This is a genomic window from Rhizobium sp. 768_B6_N1_8, from assembly GCF_051811225.1.
Lineage (GTDB): Bacteria > Pseudomonadota > Alphaproteobacteria > Rhizobiales > Rhizobiaceae > Rhizobium.
In genome coordinates, this window is record NZ_JBPWPV010000002.1 from 691390 (window position 1) to 707824 (window position 16435).

At 59.7% G+C, this 16435-nt stretch carries 15 protein-coding genes; 10 read left to right on the forward strand and 5 right to left on the reverse strand.

Going from position 1 to position 16435, the window contains the following annotated elements; all coding sequences use genetic code 11:
- Positions 1-14: 14 nt before the first annotated feature.
- Complete coding sequence (locus tag AB8B33_RS27555; protein WP_439017799.1) at positions 15-740, forward strand: SDR family oxidoreductase; 726 nt, start codon at positions 15-17, stop codon at positions 738-740.
- Between the two features lie 11 nt (positions 741-751).
- On the forward strand, positions 752-1525 hold the full coding sequence (locus AB8B33_RS27560; protein WP_439017800.1) for an SDR family NAD(P)-dependent oxidoreductase: 774 nt from the start codon (positions 752-754) through the stop codon (positions 1523-1525).
- Between the two features lie 89 nt (positions 1526-1614).
- Here AB8B33_RS27560 and AB8B33_RS27565 read toward each other — a convergent pair whose 3' ends face one another.
- The gene (locus AB8B33_RS27565) at positions 1615-2100 is read right to left on the reverse strand and encodes a MarR family winged helix-turn-helix transcriptional regulator (protein ID WP_439017801.1); all 486 of its coding nucleotides are present in this window, start codon (positions 2098-2100) and stop codon (positions 1615-1617) included.
- A gap of 49 nt (positions 2101-2149) precedes the next feature.
- Between AB8B33_RS27565 and AB8B33_RS27570 the strand changes: the two genes are divergently transcribed.
- The 6 genes from AB8B33_RS27570 to AB8B33_RS27595 all read left to right on the forward strand — a co-directional run bounded on the left by AB8B33_RS27570 (position 2150) and on the right by AB8B33_RS27595 (position 9693).
- Positions 2150-3664: an FAD-dependent oxidoreductase gene (locus tag AB8B33_RS27570; protein WP_439017802.1), complete on the forward strand. Its 1515-nt coding sequence runs from the start codon at positions 2150-2152 to the stop codon at positions 3662-3664.
- 190 nt (positions 3665-3854) lie between these two features.
- Positions 3855-5408, forward strand: a complete 1554-nt coding sequence (locus tag AB8B33_RS27575; RefSeq protein ID WP_439017803.1) for an ABC transporter substrate-binding protein — start codon at positions 3855-3857, stop codon at positions 5406-5408.
- 67 nt (positions 5409-5475) lie between these two features.
- Positions 5476-7251, forward strand: a complete 1776-nt coding sequence (locus AB8B33_RS27580; RefSeq protein WP_439017804.1) for an ABC transporter ATP-binding protein — start codon at positions 5476-5478, stop codon at positions 7249-7251.
- Entirely contained in the window at positions 7248-8102 is an 855-nt protein-coding gene (locus tag AB8B33_RS27585; protein ID WP_439017805.1) for an ABC transporter permease, read from the forward strand. Before AB8B33_RS27580 ends, AB8B33_RS27585 begins: the two co-directional genes overlap by 4 nt.
- 3 nt (positions 8103-8105) lie before the next feature.
- Positions 8106-9095 (forward strand): ABC transporter permease, encoded by a 990-nt coding sequence (locus tag AB8B33_RS27590; RefSeq protein ID WP_310382601.1) that lies wholly within the window; start codon positions 8106-8108, stop codon positions 9093-9095.
- 115 nt (positions 9096-9210) lie between these two features.
- Positions 9211-9693: a helix-turn-helix domain-containing protein gene (locus AB8B33_RS27595; protein WP_439017806.1), complete on the forward strand. Its 483-nt coding sequence runs from the start codon at positions 9211-9213 to the stop codon at positions 9691-9693.
- 68 nt (positions 9694-9761) lie between these two features.
- Here the strand turns inward: AB8B33_RS27595 and AB8B33_RS27600 are convergent, their stop codons facing one another.
- The 3 genes from AB8B33_RS27600 to AB8B33_RS27610 form a co-directional block, all read right to left on the reverse strand.
- Positions 9762-12041, reverse strand: coding sequence for a PAS domain-containing protein (locus AB8B33_RS27600; protein ID WP_439017807.1), 2280 nt, complete (start codon positions 12039-12041; stop codon positions 9762-9764).
- 61 nt (positions 12042-12102) lie between these two features.
- Positions 12103-12753 (reverse strand): response regulator transcription factor, encoded by a 651-nt coding sequence (locus AB8B33_RS27605; protein WP_439017808.1) that lies wholly within the window; start codon positions 12751-12753, stop codon positions 12103-12105.
- Between the two features lie 197 nt (positions 12754-12950).
- Entirely contained in the window at positions 12951-13181 is a 231-nt protein-coding gene (locus AB8B33_RS27610; RefSeq protein WP_113323280.1) for a hypothetical protein, read from the reverse strand.
- 457 nt (positions 13182-13638) lie between these two features.
- Between AB8B33_RS27610 and AB8B33_RS27615 the strand changes: the two genes are divergently transcribed.
- Together AB8B33_RS27615 and AB8B33_RS27620 are read left to right on the forward strand one after the other, a co-directional pair.
- On the forward strand, positions 13639-14286 hold the full coding sequence (locus tag AB8B33_RS27615) for a response regulator transcription factor (protein WP_439017809.1): 648 nt from the start codon (positions 13639-13641) through the stop codon (positions 14284-14286).
- A gap of 51 nt (positions 14287-14337) precedes the next feature.
- Positions 14338-14724 carry a response regulator transcription factor gene (locus tag AB8B33_RS27620; RefSeq protein WP_439017810.1) on the forward strand — a complete coding sequence of 129 codons (387 nt, stop codon included), beginning with the start codon at positions 14338-14340 and terminating at the stop codon, positions 14722-14724.
- Positions 14725-14730: 6 nt separating this feature from the next.
- Here the strand turns inward: AB8B33_RS27620 and AB8B33_RS27625 are convergent, their stop codons facing one another.
- The gene (locus AB8B33_RS27625; RefSeq protein ID WP_439017811.1) at positions 14731-16266 is read right to left on the reverse strand and encodes a PAS domain-containing sensor histidine kinase; all 1536 of its coding nucleotides are present in this window, start codon (positions 16264-16266) and stop codon (positions 14731-14733) included.
- Positions 16267-16435: the final 169 nt, after the last annotated feature.

Sequence of the window (16435 nt, forward strand, 5' to 3'; positions counted from 1 at the left end):
CCGAGGAGGAAAGAATGAACGAGTTGAAAGGGAAGGTCGCTGCGGTCACGGGCGCGGCATCGGGTATCGGAATGGCGTCGACCGAAGCGATGATCGCCGCGGGCGCGACGGTCGTTCTCGTTGACCGTGACGAGAAGGCGTTGAAGTCGGCCTGCGAGCGTCTTGGCGAACAGGCGATACCTGTTGCCTTGGATCTATTGGACCCGGAGGCATGCGCCCAGCTTCTTGATCGCGTGTTGTCGAAGGTGGGGCAGCTCGACATTCTGCATGCCAATGCCGGCACCTATATCGGCGGTGACCTCGCGGATGCGGATCTCGACGCCATCGACCGGATGCTGAACCTCAATGTCAATGTCGTCATCAAGAACGTCCGCACCGTCATTCCACACATGATCGAACGCGGCACCGGCGACATCGTCATCACGAGCTCCGTTGCCGGCCATGCGCCCGTCCCATGGGAGCCGGTCTATTCGCCATCGAAATGGGCGATGCACTGCTTTGTCCAGACGATGCGCCGCCAGCTTCTGAAAAACGGCATTCGCGTCGGTTCGGTTTCCCCGGGGCCGGTCATCAGTGCGCTGCTTGCCGACTGGCCCGAGGAGAACCTGCGCAAGGCGAAGGAGGCCGGCGCTCTGATCGAACCCAAAGAGGTGGCCGACGCGATCATGTTCATGCTGACGCGTCCGCGCAACGTGACGATCCGCGACATTGTCGTTCTTCCAAGCGCATTCGACATCTGAGGGGCCGAACCATGAGTTATCAAGAAAAATTCCGTCTCGATGGTGAACGCGCGGTCGTCACCGGCGGCGGGCGCGCCATTGGACTTTGCTGCGCCCACGCGCTTGCCGAGGCCGGTGCTGCCGTCGTCGTGATCGAGCGTAATGAATCGGACGCAGAGCAGGCTCTGTCTCTCAAAGACAAGGGATATGACGTCGATCTGCGTCTCGGTGACGTGACCGATTCCGCCCGCATGGAGGCGATCGCCAATGAACTCGCCGACAGCGGACGGCCGGCGACGATCCTGGTGAACAATGCCGGGATCGGCCAGAACGGGATTGCCGCAGAAGACGTCACGGATGCCGATTGGCTGCGGATGATGAATGTCAACGTCAATGGCGTCTTCTGGTGCTCGCGCTCCTTCGGTCGCCATATGGTGGCGATGAAGCGGGGCGCGATCGTCAATCTCGGCTCGATGTCCGGCATCATCTGCAATCGGCCGCAGCCGCAGACGGCCTACAACGTTTCCAAGGCTGCCGTTCACCACCTCACCCGTTCCATGGCCGCTGAATGGGCTCAGCACGGTGTCAGGATCAATGCGGTCGCTCCGACCTATATCGAAACGCCGATGGTGGCTGCAGTCGAAGCCAATCGCGAGCGGATTCCGATCTGGCTCGCCGATACGCCAATGGGACGAATGGGGACGCCGGAAGAGGTCGCAAGCGCGGTTCTCTTCCTCGCATCCGGTGCGGCAAGCCTGATGACGGGAGCAATCGTCAACGTCGATGCGGGATTCACCTGCTGGTAGACCGGGTCGGGTGAGAGTCTTCGAGGTGCCTGCGATCCTGCTGACGCCTCGCTTTCTTCCTCCAGCCTGCCCATCTGCACGGTGGTTCGTCAGCTTTTGACCGGATCATCCTTCACGGCATCGGCAAACTTCCGCATCAGGCGGACCAGATTGTCCAGATCATCGGGATCCCATGTCTTGAATATCTCGATCCCTATCCTCTCGCGCGCCGCATCGACCCGATCCGTCATCGCTTTGCCCTTCGCAGTAACGGTCGCTTCGCTGACGCGACGGTCCGACGCGCACGGCTGACGCTTGACGAGACCGAGGCTCTCCAGCTTGGCGACCTGACGGCTGACCGTCGTGTGGTCCCGGCCGGCGCGGTCGGCCAGATCGACCACGCCGATCGGCCCCAATCTTTCAATGCCCACCAGCAAGGGGAAGAGGGCGCGGTCGAGCGAAATTCCCGCCTCCTTGACCATTGCCTCATCCCGTTGCGGCCGGTTCATCACGCTGACGATCTCAAGCAGCGATCCATGAAGTTCATGGATGCGTTTTGAGATATGTGTATTTTGCACATTTTTTGTTGACGACATTCCTGCGCTCCTATTATGTGCGTAATACACATAAATAGGAGCTGCAGCAATGACAGAAGATGACGCAATCGACGTATTGATTTGTGGTGCCGGCGCGGCCGGCCTGACCCTGGCGATCGATCTCGCCCGGCGAGGTGTATCTTTCCGGCTGATCGAGAAGATGGATGATCCGTTCCAAGGTTCGCGCGGCAAAGGGATACAGCCTCGAACCCTGGAAGTGTTCGAGGACCTCGGCATTGTCGACAAGATTGCCGCATCCGGCGGTTACTATCCGCATCAGCGCGAATATCACGGCGACGGCAGCATGAGAGATGTCGCGCTTGTCGAGGCCTGTGAGCCGGTCCCATCGGAACCCTACGGAATGCCTCTGCTTGTGCCTCAATTCCTGACGGAGAGGGCGATGCGGGAGCGTCTTGCCGAACTCGGCCATGCTCCGGAGTTCGGCTGCGCGTTGTTCGCCTTCGAACAGGATGGGCAGGGTGTAACAGCAAGACTTGCCAATGGCGGCGAAGAACAGACTATCCGCGCATCCTATCTCGTCGGCACCGACGGCGGCCGAAGCTTTGTGCGCCAGGCGCTCGCCGTCGGCTTTCCCGGAAAGACGCTCGGCGTTCGCGCCATCGTTGCCGACGTGACATTGACAGGCCTTAGCCGCGATGTCTGGCATCGCTTCAACGAGGGGTCGATGGAGACACAGATTTCCTTTTGTCCGTTGACCGAAAAAGGGTCTTTCCAGATGCAGGGACCAGTGCCTCTCGAAGGCGACATCGACCTGTCGGCCGAAGGGCTTACGGCGCTGACTGCCGAACGGACCGGTCGTACGGATATCCTCATCCAGTCTGTCTCCTGGGCATCGGCTTTCAACATGAATGCCCGGCTTGCCGACAGCTATCGTGTCGGTCGCGTCTTTCTCGCCGGAGACGCCGCCCATACCCATCCGCCGACGGGCGGCCAGGGTCTGAATACCAGCGTTCAGGACGCCTACAATCTCGGCTGGAAGCTGGCAGCCGTCCTATCAGGCGCCCCGGAGACGCTTCTCGATAGCTATGAGGAAGAGCGCCGTCCGGTCGCGGCAAGCATGCTGGGACTTGCGACCAGATTGCTCGAAGACATGAAGCGTGGCGAAATTCGGCGTGGCCGTGAGGTTCGGCAACTGGACATCGGCTATCTCGGTGCGAGCCTGTCGCTCGAAGACCCCCAGCGTCAGGCTCGCATCCTTGCCGGCAACCGCGCTCCCGACGCGCTGCTGAAAGGCGCCGCAGGACAACCCGCGCGGCTGTTTGACCTCTTTAAAGGCCCTCATTGGACGCTGCTGGAATTTGAAGTGGAGACGGTTGGCCTCCAGCCACGCAAAGGACTGCATATCCAAAGCATCGGGCAGGGCGGCGAGCTTATCGATAACAAGAACCAGTTCCGCGACAATTACGAAGTTGCGTCAGGTGACCGGATTCTTGTCCGTCCGGATGGCTACGTCGGCGCGATCGTCTCGCAGGGCGAAGTGGCGGCATTGGAAGCCTATCTTCATGATGTAGGGTTGAAAACGGGGGCGGCCGCCAGGCGATGAAAATGCCTCCGCGGTATCGCTTCGCCAGCGAAAGCAGAAATATTTATGGCGCGGAATCTTCAAAGCTTTTCAGTAACACGCCGCTATGATTGTGATGACAATGGGCGTTCGATGACGGTTGCGCGCTGGGCAATAGCTGCCTTGCGCTTCCGCCATCCGCGGCCGGTATGACGCAATCACGGATCACTCAATGCCGATAATCTTGTTCGCTTCGATATTCTCACGTTTCAACCGGGTTATCAGTCTTCGCCTGCTTGCACTTTTGCTTGGATCGCTGATCTGCGTCGCGGCCGGTCATGCAGAAGACATCCTGCGGATTCCCTATTCGTCTGATATCGGCACCCTGGATCCGGATAATGGTTTCGAAGTCGCCGGATTGACGACGCTGGACAGCATTTATGAGGGCCTCGTCAAATACGAGGCGGGTTCGACCAGGATTGTCGGATCACTGGCAAAGAGCTGGGAGATCTCCGGCGATGGCTTGACCTACACGTTCCACCTCGTCGAGGGCGCCAAGTTCCACGACGGCACGGCCTTGAATGCCGATGCCGTCGTCACCTCGTTCAAGCGCCGCCGCGACGGCGGTTTTGTGCAGAACTACACACTCGCCAACTTGGCAGATATCGCAGCATCAGACAGTTCCACTGTCGTCATCACGCTACGGCACGCGCAGCCCTCATTCCCGGATGGCCTTGCAAGCCCGTGGGGGCCGAAAATCATCAGCCCGGCCGCGATTTCTGAGCATGCCAAGGGTGATTTTGCGACGGGATGGCTGACCGAGCATGCAGCTGGGACCGGGCCGTTCAAATTGGCCGAGTTCAAGCGTGGCGAACGCTATGTACTCGCACGGAACGAAGACTATTGGGGCGCCAAACCCTATTTCAGCAGGGTGGAACTGCCCGTCATCCCCGACATCGGCCAGCAAATTCTCAAACTGAAGACTGGCGAAATCGATGGCGTGCCAACCAATTACCCCTTCGCACAGCTCGGCAGCCTGCCGGCCGATCTGGAAATAACATCCGCCCCCAGCATGACGCAGTTCGAGGCTTTCGTTAAGCCGGGATCGCCGCTTGAAGATGCCGAGGTTCGCAAGGCGGTTCTGACCGCGATCAATCCGAATTTGTGGGCAAGCGATGCCTTCGGGCAATATGCCCAAGTCTCGAAATCGCTCTTTCCGAACATCATGCTGGATCCGGCACAGCCGGTACAGTTTCCGACCGATTTCGATGCTGCTAAGTCCACTATCGCCAAGCACGGCCCTGTCGCGCTCAACATCGGGCTTTATAGCGCCAATCCGAGCTATGGGCGTATCGCCGACCTGATGATCGCGCAGCTATCGATGATCGGCGTCGAGGCGACCTCCCATATCATGCCGCCGGGGGCAGCCTATGCCATGAAGGGCGATCCGGCGGCTCCCGATATGCTGTTGATCATCGCCTCTCCGGATGCGGCCCATCCCGATAGCCAGGCAAAGGCATTCTTCACCAAGGACGCGCCGCTGAACCTTTATGGCAGCGCCCTTCCGGAGGCGGACGCCGTCATCGCCGAAGGTGCCTCCGCAACGGATATGAGCACACGCAACACACTCTATGAAAAGGCAGGGCGCATGTATTTCGACGCCGGCCATTTCATTCCGCTCGTCGATGTCGACGACGTGGTCGTCCATCGCAAGGGTCTAAAGGATCTCGGTCTTCGTCCTGTCTTCCCGAGAGGCAGCATCGACTTTTCAGGTGTGAGGCGCTGATGGTTGAGCGCACGACTTTCGGCAGGATTCATGGCTGCATTTCCACCTGCGGGGAGCTGTGGAGGCTGTGACCAGGGCTGCGCTCTCCATCGCTGATCTGCGAGTCGTCCTTCGGCGAAATGGTCGCGATCACCTCGTGCTCGACGACATCAGCTTCGAGGCTATGCCGGGCGAGATCATCGCGGTCGTCGGCGAAAGTGGTTCCGGCAAAACCACCCTCGGCGCGGCAATCCAGGGCCTGTTGCCGGCCTCCAGCGAAGCTGATGTCATCGGCTCCATTCATGTTGCCGGCACCGAGATCGTGGGAGCAACGCCGCGGGTGCTGCGGGCTGCCCGTCACGGGCTCGTTCGCGCCATTCCGCAGGATCCGATGGGTGCGCTCAACCCGACGATGACGATTCGCCATCAGCTGCGGGAATCGGCAGGCGGAGACGATAACTTCATCAGGGATTGGCTGGGCCGGGTCGGACTCTTGGATGCGGACGCCATACTCGATGCATTTCCGCATCGCCTATCGGGCGGGCAGCGCCAGCGCATCCTGATCGCGATGGCGCTGATGGCACAGCCGCAGGTCCTGATTGCCGATGAATCGATCACCGCGCTCGACTTCGCCCTGCAAAGCAAGATTCTCGAACTGCTGCGCAAGGTGGCGCGAGAGCAGCAGACCACAGTACTTTTCATCACGCACAATCTGACCGCTGCAGCATCGCTCGCTGATCGCGTGCTCGTGCTCTACCGGGGTCGTATTCTGGAGATCGGCAGAACCGGCGATGCGCTGACCCATCCCGGCCATCCCTATCTGGCCGGCCTGCTTGCGACCCAGTTCGATTTCGATACGGATCGCCAGCGCTCCCTGCCTACTCTGCCGGCGGAGCGACTGAGCCTTGCCGATCCTGAGCATGTTTGCTGCTATGCCTCCCGGTGTCCCGTCATTAGGGACGAGTGCATAACCAGCCGGCCCGAACTCATGCCGCTTTCTGTTACCGAACACACTGCCGCCTGCTTCTTCCCTGACTCGGCGCAATCCAGCGCACGTCAGTATCGCTTCACGGAAGCCTGGCCAACCGTTGCGACAGCAAAGCCGGTGGAGGCGCTGCGACTGTCCAATGTCAGCAAAAGCTTCACGTCGACTATTGGCCCGTTCGGCCGGCGCCGGCAGCGGAAGGTGCTGGAATCGGTCAATCTCTCGGTCGGGCTTGGTGAATGCGTCGCCCTGCTCGGCGAGAGCGGCGCGGGCAAATCGACGATCCTCAGGCTCGCGGCCGGGCTTCTGTCGCCCGACAGCGGCGAGATTGTCCGGGTCGACGATGCCCCACAGGTTGTTTTTCAGGATGCAGTTGCCTCGCTGACACCCTGGCTGCCGATCGGTGAGCAGATCGGCGATCGGTTAAGGCATCTCGGTCTCGGCAAGGAAGAGCGTCTCGACAGGGTCGTCGAAGCGTTTGCGTTGGTCGGCCTCGATGAGGGCCTGATGTCTTCGCTGCCCGCCAGCCTCTCCGTCGGTCAATGTCAGCGTGCCGTGCTTGCCCGCGCGATCGTCGTACCGCCGAAACTCTTGCTCTGCGACGAGCCGATCAGCGCGCTCGACGTGTCGCTTGCTGCCACCACGCTGAACCTTCTCGGAGAGATCAGGCGGCGGCTCGGCATGGCTGTGCTGTTCGTTACCCATGATCTGGCCGCCGCCAGAATAATCGCCGATCGTATTGCCGTGCTGGGAAAGGGCAGGGTGACGCAGGAAGGGGATCCCGACACGATAACTGCCGGCTTCAATCCTCTATCGATGAACGCCATTCTGGCCTCGATATCGAGAAGGCATGCGAGCACGGGGGGGCACGACGCATGAACGTTCCGGAACTCCTCCCCGAGGAGCGGCTCGTCCGCTGGCCTGTCATCCTAGGGCGCATCGGCTGGATCGATCGGATCGGGGTGTTCGGAGCGATTGCTATCACGATCATCGCCCTGTTCGCGACGTGGCTGACGCCGTTCAATCCTCAGCTTCGCGTTGCGCCCGCTTATCTGCCGCCTTCATGGGAGCACTGGTTCGGGACGGATGAGATCGGGCGCGATCTTTTTTCGCGCATCGTCCTCGGTATCCAATACACATGGCTGCCCGCAATTGTCCTCATTCTCGTCAGCCTGATCGTTGGTGGATGCATCGGCATGGTCCCCGGCCTCGTCAGCCGCAGGCTCGACATTCTGGCGCAATGGCTGGTCGACTTTTTCCTCGTCTTGCCGTCTACGCTTGTGGCTCTGGCGGTGATCGCAACGCTCGGCGCGGGGCTGACCAATACGATGATAGCGATCGGCATCGCCTGGTGGCCCTGGTACGCGCGCATATCTCGCGACGAACTGCGCCGGCTGAACGCCCGCCCACATGTGGAGGCTGCAAGAATTGCCGGCATCGGCGGCCCGCGTCTGCTGCTGCGCTATATCCTTCCCGGTGCCATTCCGGCCCTGCTGGTCGCCGCGACGCTTGATGTCGCCAACGTGATCATGACGATGTCGCTGATGTCCTTCATCGGGCTCGGCCAGCCGGCGCCGGCACCCGAACTGGGGGCTATGACATCCCGTGCGCTCGATAGCCTCTCTGTCTATTGGTGGCTTCCAATGTTGCCGGCAGCGGTCATTTTTCTCATCTGCCTCTTCGCCAATCTCGCGGGAGATGGTCTACGGACTGCATTGCGAGGGGCCTAGAATATGCTGGCATATTTCCTCAGGCGCATACTGGGTCTGGCTGCCGTTCTCCTGATGATGAGCTTTGCGGTATTCTGCCTGCAAAGCATCATTCCCGCCGACCCCGCGCGCGCCATCGCCGGGCCGCTCACACCTCTGTCAAACGTGAATGCGCTTCGCCAGCAGCTCGGCCTCGATGATCCTATTGTCGTTCAATATGGCCGGTTCCTGTCGCGGCTGGCGCGGGGCGATCTCGGGGCGTCGGTCCGGACCCGTCAGCCGGTCGCCGCCGACATCAGGCAATATTTGCCGGCATCGCTCGAATTGTCATTGGCGGCTCTCTGCATCGGGCTTTTGCTGGCAGGCATTCTCGCGGTGCTACCTCATATTGTCGGTGGCTCCGGCGGGCTGCGGTTTCTCTTCATTGCGGCAGGTTCGGTGCCGATTTTCATGTCCGCCTTGCTTCTGGTCTATGTCTTCTGGTTCCGTCTCGGCTGGCTGCCTGGGTCCGGCAGGATGAGCGATGCTGATTTCGCCGGCCCAAGCGGCTTCAATCTCATCGATGCGCTTATCGGCGGCAGGGGCGACCTCAGCCTGGATGCGATCCGGCATTTGTTTCTGCCTGCCTGCGCTTTAGCACTACCGATCGCCGTCGCGGTAGGGAGAAGTCTCAACAGCGCGCTGCGCGAGGTGATGCAGCAGGCCTATATCGGGACTGCGCGGGGGAAGGGGCTTCGAGAGACAGCGGTGGTCTTGCGCCATGGTCTTCGCAACGCCGCCTCGCCGACTCTGGCGATGATCGGTCTGCAGATCCGGCTTCTGTTCGGCAACCTGCTGATCGTCGAGCTTGTCTTCGGGTGGCCCGGCCTCGGGCTCTATATGGTCCAGTCCCTGACCAGCGCCGATCTTCCGGCCGTTCTCGGCGTCACCATCGTTCTCGGAACCTTCTATATCCTCGTGAACATCATCGTCGAAATCCTGCAGACGCTCGCCGATCCGCGTATCGAGCTATAACACGCTTGAAACCTATCCCTTCGGCGTAGTGCGCTAGACCTCAACCTTATGGATTTCCCAGGCGATCAGAGTTCATCTGGATATGGCGATCCCGCCAGCTGCATGGGGCGGTCTGATGGATGATGAGATCAGGTTGAAGCAAGGCGTTTCGGCGGTGTCCCGGTACTGTCATTCGTCCGAATCCCGTGTTCGGTCGCAGGCCTCAGAGGCAAATATTCCGGAGAAGAGCCACCGCAGGACCGGGCTCAGCGATTGGCAGGTCAAACGCGTCACCGACTATGTCGATGCAAGATTGGAAGGGCCGGTTCGCGTCGACGATCTGGCGGCTGCGGCAAAGCTCAGCCCCGGCCATTTCCGCCGCGCCTTTTCGATCAGCTTCGGCATGTCGCCCTACGCCTTCGTCATGCAGCAGCGGATCGAACGCGCCCGGACATTGCTGCTCGCCTCCAAGCACGAAATGGGTGATATCGCCTTTGCTTGTGGCTTGTCGGACCATGCGCATTTCAGCCGGCTGTTCCGGCGTTTTGTCGGAACGACACCCAGCCAATGGCGGCATGAGCTCGCGAGGCAAAGCGCCTCTCAAGACGGCATCCGGTAGTCCCGATCACCTTTCGCCACGATCAACCGGTCCGCGAGAACCAGTCGTGCTGCTTGCGTCGCCGCCGGTCATGCTGACAGGGATTCGAGTTCCCTAACCGGTGGCCTGATGTGGATTTCGCGCGGCGCCGGCTTGGCCTGAAGGTCCCGCACCGGCAGGCTGAATGTGATCGATGCACCGCCGCGAATGCCATTCTCGGCCCACAGTCGTCCCCCGTGGGATTCGATGATGGAGCGGCAGATCGCAAGGCCCATGCCCATTCCGTCCTGCTTTGTCGTATAAAACGCCTCGAAAATTTTCTCGGTGTCGCTGATCCCGGTACCCCGGTCGCTCACCTCCACCTCGACCGTATCGTCGTCCCTCAGCCTTGACTCGATTTTCAGAGTACGGGCTCTGGGCTCGATATCGTGCATCGCTTCGATGCCGTTGCGGATGAGGTTGAGCATTACCTGCTCCAGCTGCACATGGTCCGCGCTGGTGACAGGCAGATAAGGGTCCAGATTGATATCAACCTTCACCTTGTTGGAGGTGAGCTTGTCGGCGATCAGTTCGCAGGCATCGTTGATCAGATTGTTCAGATCCACGGCGGTTCTGGGGTAGGCGGTCTTGCCGAACAGCGCCCTGATGCGGCTGACTACTTCGGCGGCCGCATCGGCATCGCGCACGATCCAGTCGGCGGAACGTAGCGCGCGTTCGAGGTTCGGCGGCTCCGCATTCAGCCATCGGCGGAACGCGTTCGCATTGGCCACCACCGCCTGCAGCGGTTGATTGAGCTCATGCGCAATCGAGACGGAAAGTTCGGACATGCTGGCGGCGCGCAGCGCCCTTGCCAGCCTCTCGTCGGATTGGCGCAAGGCCTCCTGCGCGCAAACCTCGTCGTCGATGTCGAGATTGACGCCATACCAGCGAATGATCTTGCCGTTCTCGTCGCGCAGGGGTTCGACGCGTGAATCCATCCACCTGTATTGGCCGTCCTTGTGGCGAAGCCGGCCCTTGTGGTTGATAGGCTGACCCGTCGCAATAGCATTCCTGAATGCCTCTGCCACTGCGGCGCGATCATCCGGATGGACCAGATCCGCCTGGGCGGCGACCTGTTCCGTCGTCTTTGAGTGAATATCGCCTTCGTTGAGCCCCGCCCATTCGGAGAAGCGCTTGTTGAGATAGCAGGGAAGCCCTTCGGGGGTCATGAGCCAGATCAGCGACGGCACCGTATCGACGATCAGCCGCAGTTCCGCTTCCCGTTGACGGGCTGCTTCGTGCGCTTCCATCTCGTCATGGATGTCGAGGCAGACGCCGTACCACTGAATGATCTGACCGTCAGCGTCGCGCAGTGGCTCAGCCTTGCCGTCAATCCAGCGATAGACGCCATCGAAGCGCCGCTGCCGATACTTCAGCGCGAAGCGCTCGCCGGTTTCAAAAGCCTGCGACAGGCTCCTCTGGAATAGCGCTCGGTCTTCAGGGTGAATGGCCTCGATGATCGCCGTCGCGAACCTTTTTGTGTCTGCGGGATCGTTGCTCGCAAGCGAAATCCCGGTCCAGCGCATAAGCGGCTTGTTGATATAAGAGGTCTCGCCGGCGGCGTTTGCGCACCAGACGAGGGCCGGCACCGTATCGATCATCTGCTGCAATTGCTGCTGGCTCTCCCTGAGGGCAGCTTCCGCCTTTCGTTGATCGTCGATGTCGACCGAGGTCGCGAACCAGGCGGTGATGCGGCCTTGTTCGTCACGCGACGCGATGGCGGAATCGCGCAGCCACCGGTAGGTTCCGTCGGCGCGCCGGACCCGCTGTTCTTCGAAGATCGGCTCTCCTGTCCTGAGACTGTGCTCCCATCTTGCCATGCATCCTTCGACCTCGTCGGGATGGACGAAAAGGCTCCACCACGAATGGTTGTCGAGCTTGGCGATCCTGCTCATTTCCTCGGCACTCACGCCGACAAAATCGAGCGCTTTCGGGTTCAGGAAGCGCAGGCGGCCGTCGGGATAGGCCGACCAGCCGAAGCCGGGAATGTCTTCGATATTGGGCTGGATATTCTTGTAAACGCGGTCGAAGAGGCTCTGCGGCTTGAAGACATTGATGAAAAACCAGAGCGCGGTGGCGCAGCAGGAGAACATGACGACCCGGGTGGGTTCGTCATTACCGAAATTGGCCGGAGAGAGAACGACAGCCGCTGTCAGCAAACAGCCGATGAGCAGCACGGCCAGACCTGTGCGCCAGCTTGTATAGAGCCAGATGGCGACCATTGCGACGAGAATGCCGGAGGGATCCGCGAAAAGCCCCGCCAGCAGGATGCCGCTGCCGCCAATAGCCATGGCCGTGACGATCCGTTCTTTTGACGATGTCAACTGCATGGAAGTCCTCTTCGCTTTTGCTGTCGTTACTTTTTACGTGACCTAGCGCTGGTGGGTAATTTCAGCCATCGCTCATTCGAACATGCGAAGGCAGCGCCTGCCAGACATTGAAAAGCTGCGCCACCGAACTGACCTGCATTTTCTTCATCATATTGCTGCGGTGAAGCTTCACCGTAAATTCGCTGATCCCGAGGGAGAAGGCTATCTGTTTGTTGACCTCGCCGGAGACGACCAATTTCAGAACCTGGCGCTCGCGAACGGTGAGGGTTTCAAACAGGGAAACGTATCGATCGGCTGCAGACAGTGCGTTCCTGCGGCTGACATCGGTGGCGATGGCTTTGGACACGGCATCGAGAAAGGTCTGGTCCCGCACAGGTTTGGTCAGGAAATCCTGCGCCCCGGCCTTCATCGCCTGCACGCTCATTGCGATATCCCCGTGCGCCGTTAGAAACAGGACGGGTGTCGTAACGCCATTTCGGGTCAGATGATGCTGCAGGTCCAGACCGCTGATGCCGGGCATGCGGACATCCAGCACGACGCAACTCGGGCGGTCGGGCAGCTTTGCATCGAGAAATTCCCGGCCCGATAAAAATGTCATCGCGTCGATGCCGACCGAATTCAGCAGGTTCTCCAGAGCCGCGCAAACGGTCGCATCATCATCAACCAAAATCGCGATCGGACTTTTCGACCCCTTGGAGGTGGTCACCCCCATGCATGATCCTCCAACTGCCAGCAGACATGCCGCTTCCCGGAACTGAACGAGAATACCGCTACAGATCGGGAAATTGAAGGAGGGGGCGACTAAACCAAATATATATCGCAGAGCGCATTTTTATACGCCTGGTTTCTTGCCGGTTTATTTTCTACTTTTGAGGGAATGAGGCCAAGCTGGAATGCGCCTCAGTTCAGCTAGCGAGATGCAACCCTGAATGCCGTCGGCCGATGCTGGAGTGATACGGCCAGCGTTTCGCCATTCACGACAAAATATGCGACCTTCGGTTCGGCTTGCGATGAGGAGGATGTCGCAAGCGGCACGTAGATTTTCGCGGACGCCTTGGGCGCCGATGTCGCTCCATAGCCGAGATACACCAGTATCCCGATGATCAGGCCGCCGATGACCAAAAGCGGAAACTTCGGCATCTCGAGGCGCCTGTATTGAGAGCTTGGGTCGTGCCTCATGATCATCGCCTTTGATTGATCTTCGACATGATCAGCTTACAGGCGGTTTGCGGGCCGGGGAGTTATACGAAGGTGTGCGCAGGGGCAACGAAGGTGTGTCTTGCGATAGTTCTACGCGGGTTTATCGAGCTTGGGTCACTTGACGCAGCTGGCGGACTACCTGTTTGCAATTACGAGAGAATTTGACAGACCTGTGGATCGATCTTTCAGCCCAACCTAGACCCTTGGCGTATTTTTGTGATGGGGTCCACGTGTTAGTATGGCAGGCAGGTTACCACGTCGCCAAATGCAATTCCGACGTGGGCCTTGGCGGATGGGAATCCCTTCATGAATGCTGCGGAACGAGGCAGCGTCAAATTGGCCGCGATACGGCAGTAGGGGAGATATGCAAAGCCGTCGTTTGGAGGCGCAGAAAGCCATGACGATCGATCAAGTCAGCACGAGGGACGAGCCGGTTGTCTGTATCGTTGACGACGAAGGCCCTGTCAGGGCCTCGCTGGTGGACCTTTTCGAGTCGGTGGCGATGAAGGCCATCGCATTCGAGAGCGCTTCGGATTTTCTGGAGCGCTGCGATATGGGGCAGGCGGGCTGCATTCTTTTGGACGTGCGGATGCCCGGCATCAGTGGCTTGGACTTCCAAGACCAACTCGCCGCCGCCGGCAACACCATGCCCATTATCTTCATGTCGGGTCACGGAAGTATCCCCCTGACCGTAAAGGCGATGAAGGCGGGAGCAACGGACTTCCTGATCAAGCCATTTGCCGGCAGCGCCGTGATCGCCGCAGTTGGCGAAGCGATCAGGCGGGATGCAGAGAACCGGAAAGAGGCCGCTATCCGCACCCAGGTGCAAAACTGTGAAGCCAGGCTTACTCCGCGCGAGCGGGAAGTCTTGCATTATGTCGCAGCCGGATTGATGAACAAGCAGATTGCACATGAAATGCAGATCAGCGAAATCATGGTGAAACTGCATCGGGGACGAATGATGAAAAAGATGCAGGCAGGCTCCCTTGCAGAGCTTGTCCGCAAATTTGACATGTTGAAACCGGATCTCAAACTGTATCAGTAACCTGCGCGGCGCCTAGCTCATTGCCCGAAAAAGAAGAATTGTACTGACGCAATGGCAAGTTCCCCCAATAAGACTGTCGCTGTCATTGATGACCATCGCTATCTCAGGGAATCCCTCAAGGATCTGCTCGAGGCGGCCGGTTATGAATGCGAGCTCTACGAGTCCGCCGAGATATTCCTGAACGAAAAAGGTTATTCGCTCGTTGATTGCATACTTGCTGACGTCAGAATGCCGGGAATGTCCGGCGTCGAGATGCTTCAGGCATTGAGCAGGATGCCATCCCACCCGCCTGTCATCATCATGACTGCGCATGGGGACAAAGACGTCGAGGCCGCCGTCTTTCAGGCGGGCGCGATCGCCTTTCTGAAGAAACCCGTCAATGCCGACTTGCTCATGTCGTGGCTGGAGCGCGCGATCAGCGACTATCGTGCAGGCTAGTCGTCATCATGCGTGAGCGGCCTGTTCGACTTCAACCGGCAGGGTAAAGACGAATTTCGCTCCGTGTGGGTCGGCTTGCTCAACGCTTAGCCGCCCGCCGTGAGATTCGACGATGGAACGGCTGATTGCCAGCCCCATTCCCATCCCTTGGCCTTTTGTCGTGAAGAAGGGCTCGAATATTCTGTCGGGGAATTCGACGCCCGGGCCGCGATCGCTGATCTCTATCTGCACGGTATCTGTCGCACGGCGGGCGCGAATGTGCAGAACGCGGTCATCACCAGCAGAATCCATGGCCTCCAGGCCATTGCGGATAAGATTGATCAGGACCTGTTGGACCTGAACCCGATCGAAGGCGACCGGCGGCAGGTCGCGCTCGAGCTCGATATCCATGCGCACGCGCCGCCGCATCGCTTCCTCGGCCATGAGGTCGCGTGCTTCTCTGACCACGCTATCGAGTGCGGCGTAATCTCTCGACGTTTCAGAGCGTTTGAACAAAGCGCGGATGCGGCCGACGACTTCGACGGCCGAATGTGCGCTTGCCGAGATGCGCTCAACTGCTTTCTGCGCCCGTCCGATATTGGGCGGTTCCGCCGAAAGCCAGCGCTGGCTGACATCCGAGCTTGATATGACGGCGGCGAGCGGCTGACTGATCTCATGGGCGATCGAGGCGGAAAGCTCGGCAAGGCTCGCCGCCTGGCTTGCACGCGCGAGGTTCTGCTGGGCGAGGCTCAAGGCCTCCTGCACGCGAACCTGATCCTCGACATCGATGGACAGGCCGTACCATTCCACGACCGCACCGTTTCTATCGCGAAGGGGCTCGAACCGGCCTTCCGTCCAGTGGAACATACCGTCCGGTCCGCGCCGTCTATATCGCATCATGAAAGGCTCGCCCACCCGGATGCAATGCGCAGCCCTGCGCTGCACCTCCGGGCTATCCTCGGGATGGACAAGTTCCTGCGCTGCCCGTGCAAATTCCTCGAAATTCGCTTTGGAAAGGCCCAGCTCCTGCATATAGCGCCTGCTGACATAGGAGAGATCGCCCGCCGGTGTCCAGCTGCAGATGTGGACCGGCAAGGCATCGATGAGCCGCTGAAGGTGCCGTTCGCTGCGTTGCAACGCCTCTTCGGCGTGTACCTGATCGTCGATATCGTGGCAGAGGCCATACCACTGGCTGATGCGTCCATGCCGGTCGTGTATCGAATCCGCGCGGCTCGACATCCAGCGATAGACGCCGTCGTAGCGGCGCAGCCGGTATCGTGTGGAAAAGCTTTCGCCGGTGGCGAAGCAATGATGGAGCGCGTCCCTGAAGCCCGAGGCATCATCTGGGTGGATCGCCATCTCGATCATTGCATCCAGCCGGCTTATGTCCGGTAACTGTAAATCGGCAATATCCCGACCGAGGTAATCGATCATCTGTTTGTTGAAGAAGATCGGCTCGCCATCTGCGGTCAACCGCCAGATGTGAGACGGCACCCTATCGACGAGTTCGGCGAGCGCCCGTTCCCGTTTGCGCAATGCTTTGACGCTCCGGCTGACGATCATCCCCTGCTCCCGGCGACACATTCACGTCTCAACAGGCTGAAGTGCCTGCAGCAGGATTTTATCCTACGATACAGCGGAAAACGAAAGCAATTCATACGGGAACGATGCGTCTTGGCTGCCAGTCGCTGCCGATCTGCCTGGATGTCGTCGCGCCGGATGACGAACTGGA

Excerpts from the sequence above, each read along its gene's own strand:
- AB8B33_RS27555 (WP_439017799.1), top strand. The coding sequence starts at position 15 with ATGAACGAGTTGAAAGGGAAGGTCGCTGCGGTCACGGGCGCGGCATCG.
- AB8B33_RS27560 (WP_439017800.1), top strand. The coding sequence starts at position 752 with ATGAGTTATCAAGAAAAATTCCGTCTCGATGGTGAACGCGCGGTCGTC.
- AB8B33_RS27565 (WP_439017801.1), bottom strand. The coding sequence starts at position 2,100 with ATGTCGTCAACAAAAAATGTGCAAAATACACATATCTCAAAACGCATC.
- AB8B33_RS27570 (WP_439017802.1), top strand. The coding sequence starts at position 2,150 with ATGACAGAAGATGACGCAATCGACGTATTGATTTGTGGTGCCGGCGCG.
- AB8B33_RS27575 (WP_439017803.1), top strand. The coding sequence starts at position 3,855 with ATGCCGATAATCTTGTTCGCTTCGATATTCTCACGTTTCAACCGGGTT.
- AB8B33_RS27585 (WP_439017805.1), top strand. The coding sequence starts at position 7,248 with ATGAACGTTCCGGAACTCCTCCCCGAGGAGCGGCTCGTCCGCTGGCCT.
- AB8B33_RS27590 (WP_310382601.1), top strand. The coding sequence starts at position 8,106 with ATGCTGGCATATTTCCTCAGGCGCATACTGGGTCTGGCTGCCGTTCTC.
- AB8B33_RS27595 (WP_439017806.1), top strand. The coding sequence starts at position 9,211 with ATGGATGATGAGATCAGGTTGAAGCAAGGCGTTTCGGCGGTGTCCCGG.
- AB8B33_RS27600 (WP_439017807.1), bottom strand. The coding sequence starts at position 12,041 with ATGCAGTTGACATCGTCAAAAGAACGGATCGTCACGGCCATGGCTATT.
- AB8B33_RS27605 (WP_439017808.1), bottom strand. The coding sequence starts at position 12,753 with ATGGGGGTGACCACCTCCAAGGGGTCGAAAAGTCCGATCGCGATTTTG.
- AB8B33_RS27610 (WP_113323280.1), bottom strand. The coding sequence starts at position 13,181 with ATGCCGAAGTTTCCGCTTTTGGTCATCGGCGGCCTGATCATCGGGATA.
- AB8B33_RS27615 (WP_439017809.1), top strand. The coding sequence starts at position 13,639 with ATGACGATCGATCAAGTCAGCACGAGGGACGAGCCGGTTGTCTGTATC.
- AB8B33_RS27620 (WP_439017810.1), top strand. The coding sequence starts at position 14,338 with ATGGCAAGTTCCCCCAATAAGACTGTCGCTGTCATTGATGACCATCGC.
- AB8B33_RS27625 (WP_439017811.1), bottom strand. The coding sequence starts at position 16,266 with ATGATCGTCAGCCGGAGCGTCAAAGCATTGCGCAAACGGGAACGGGCG.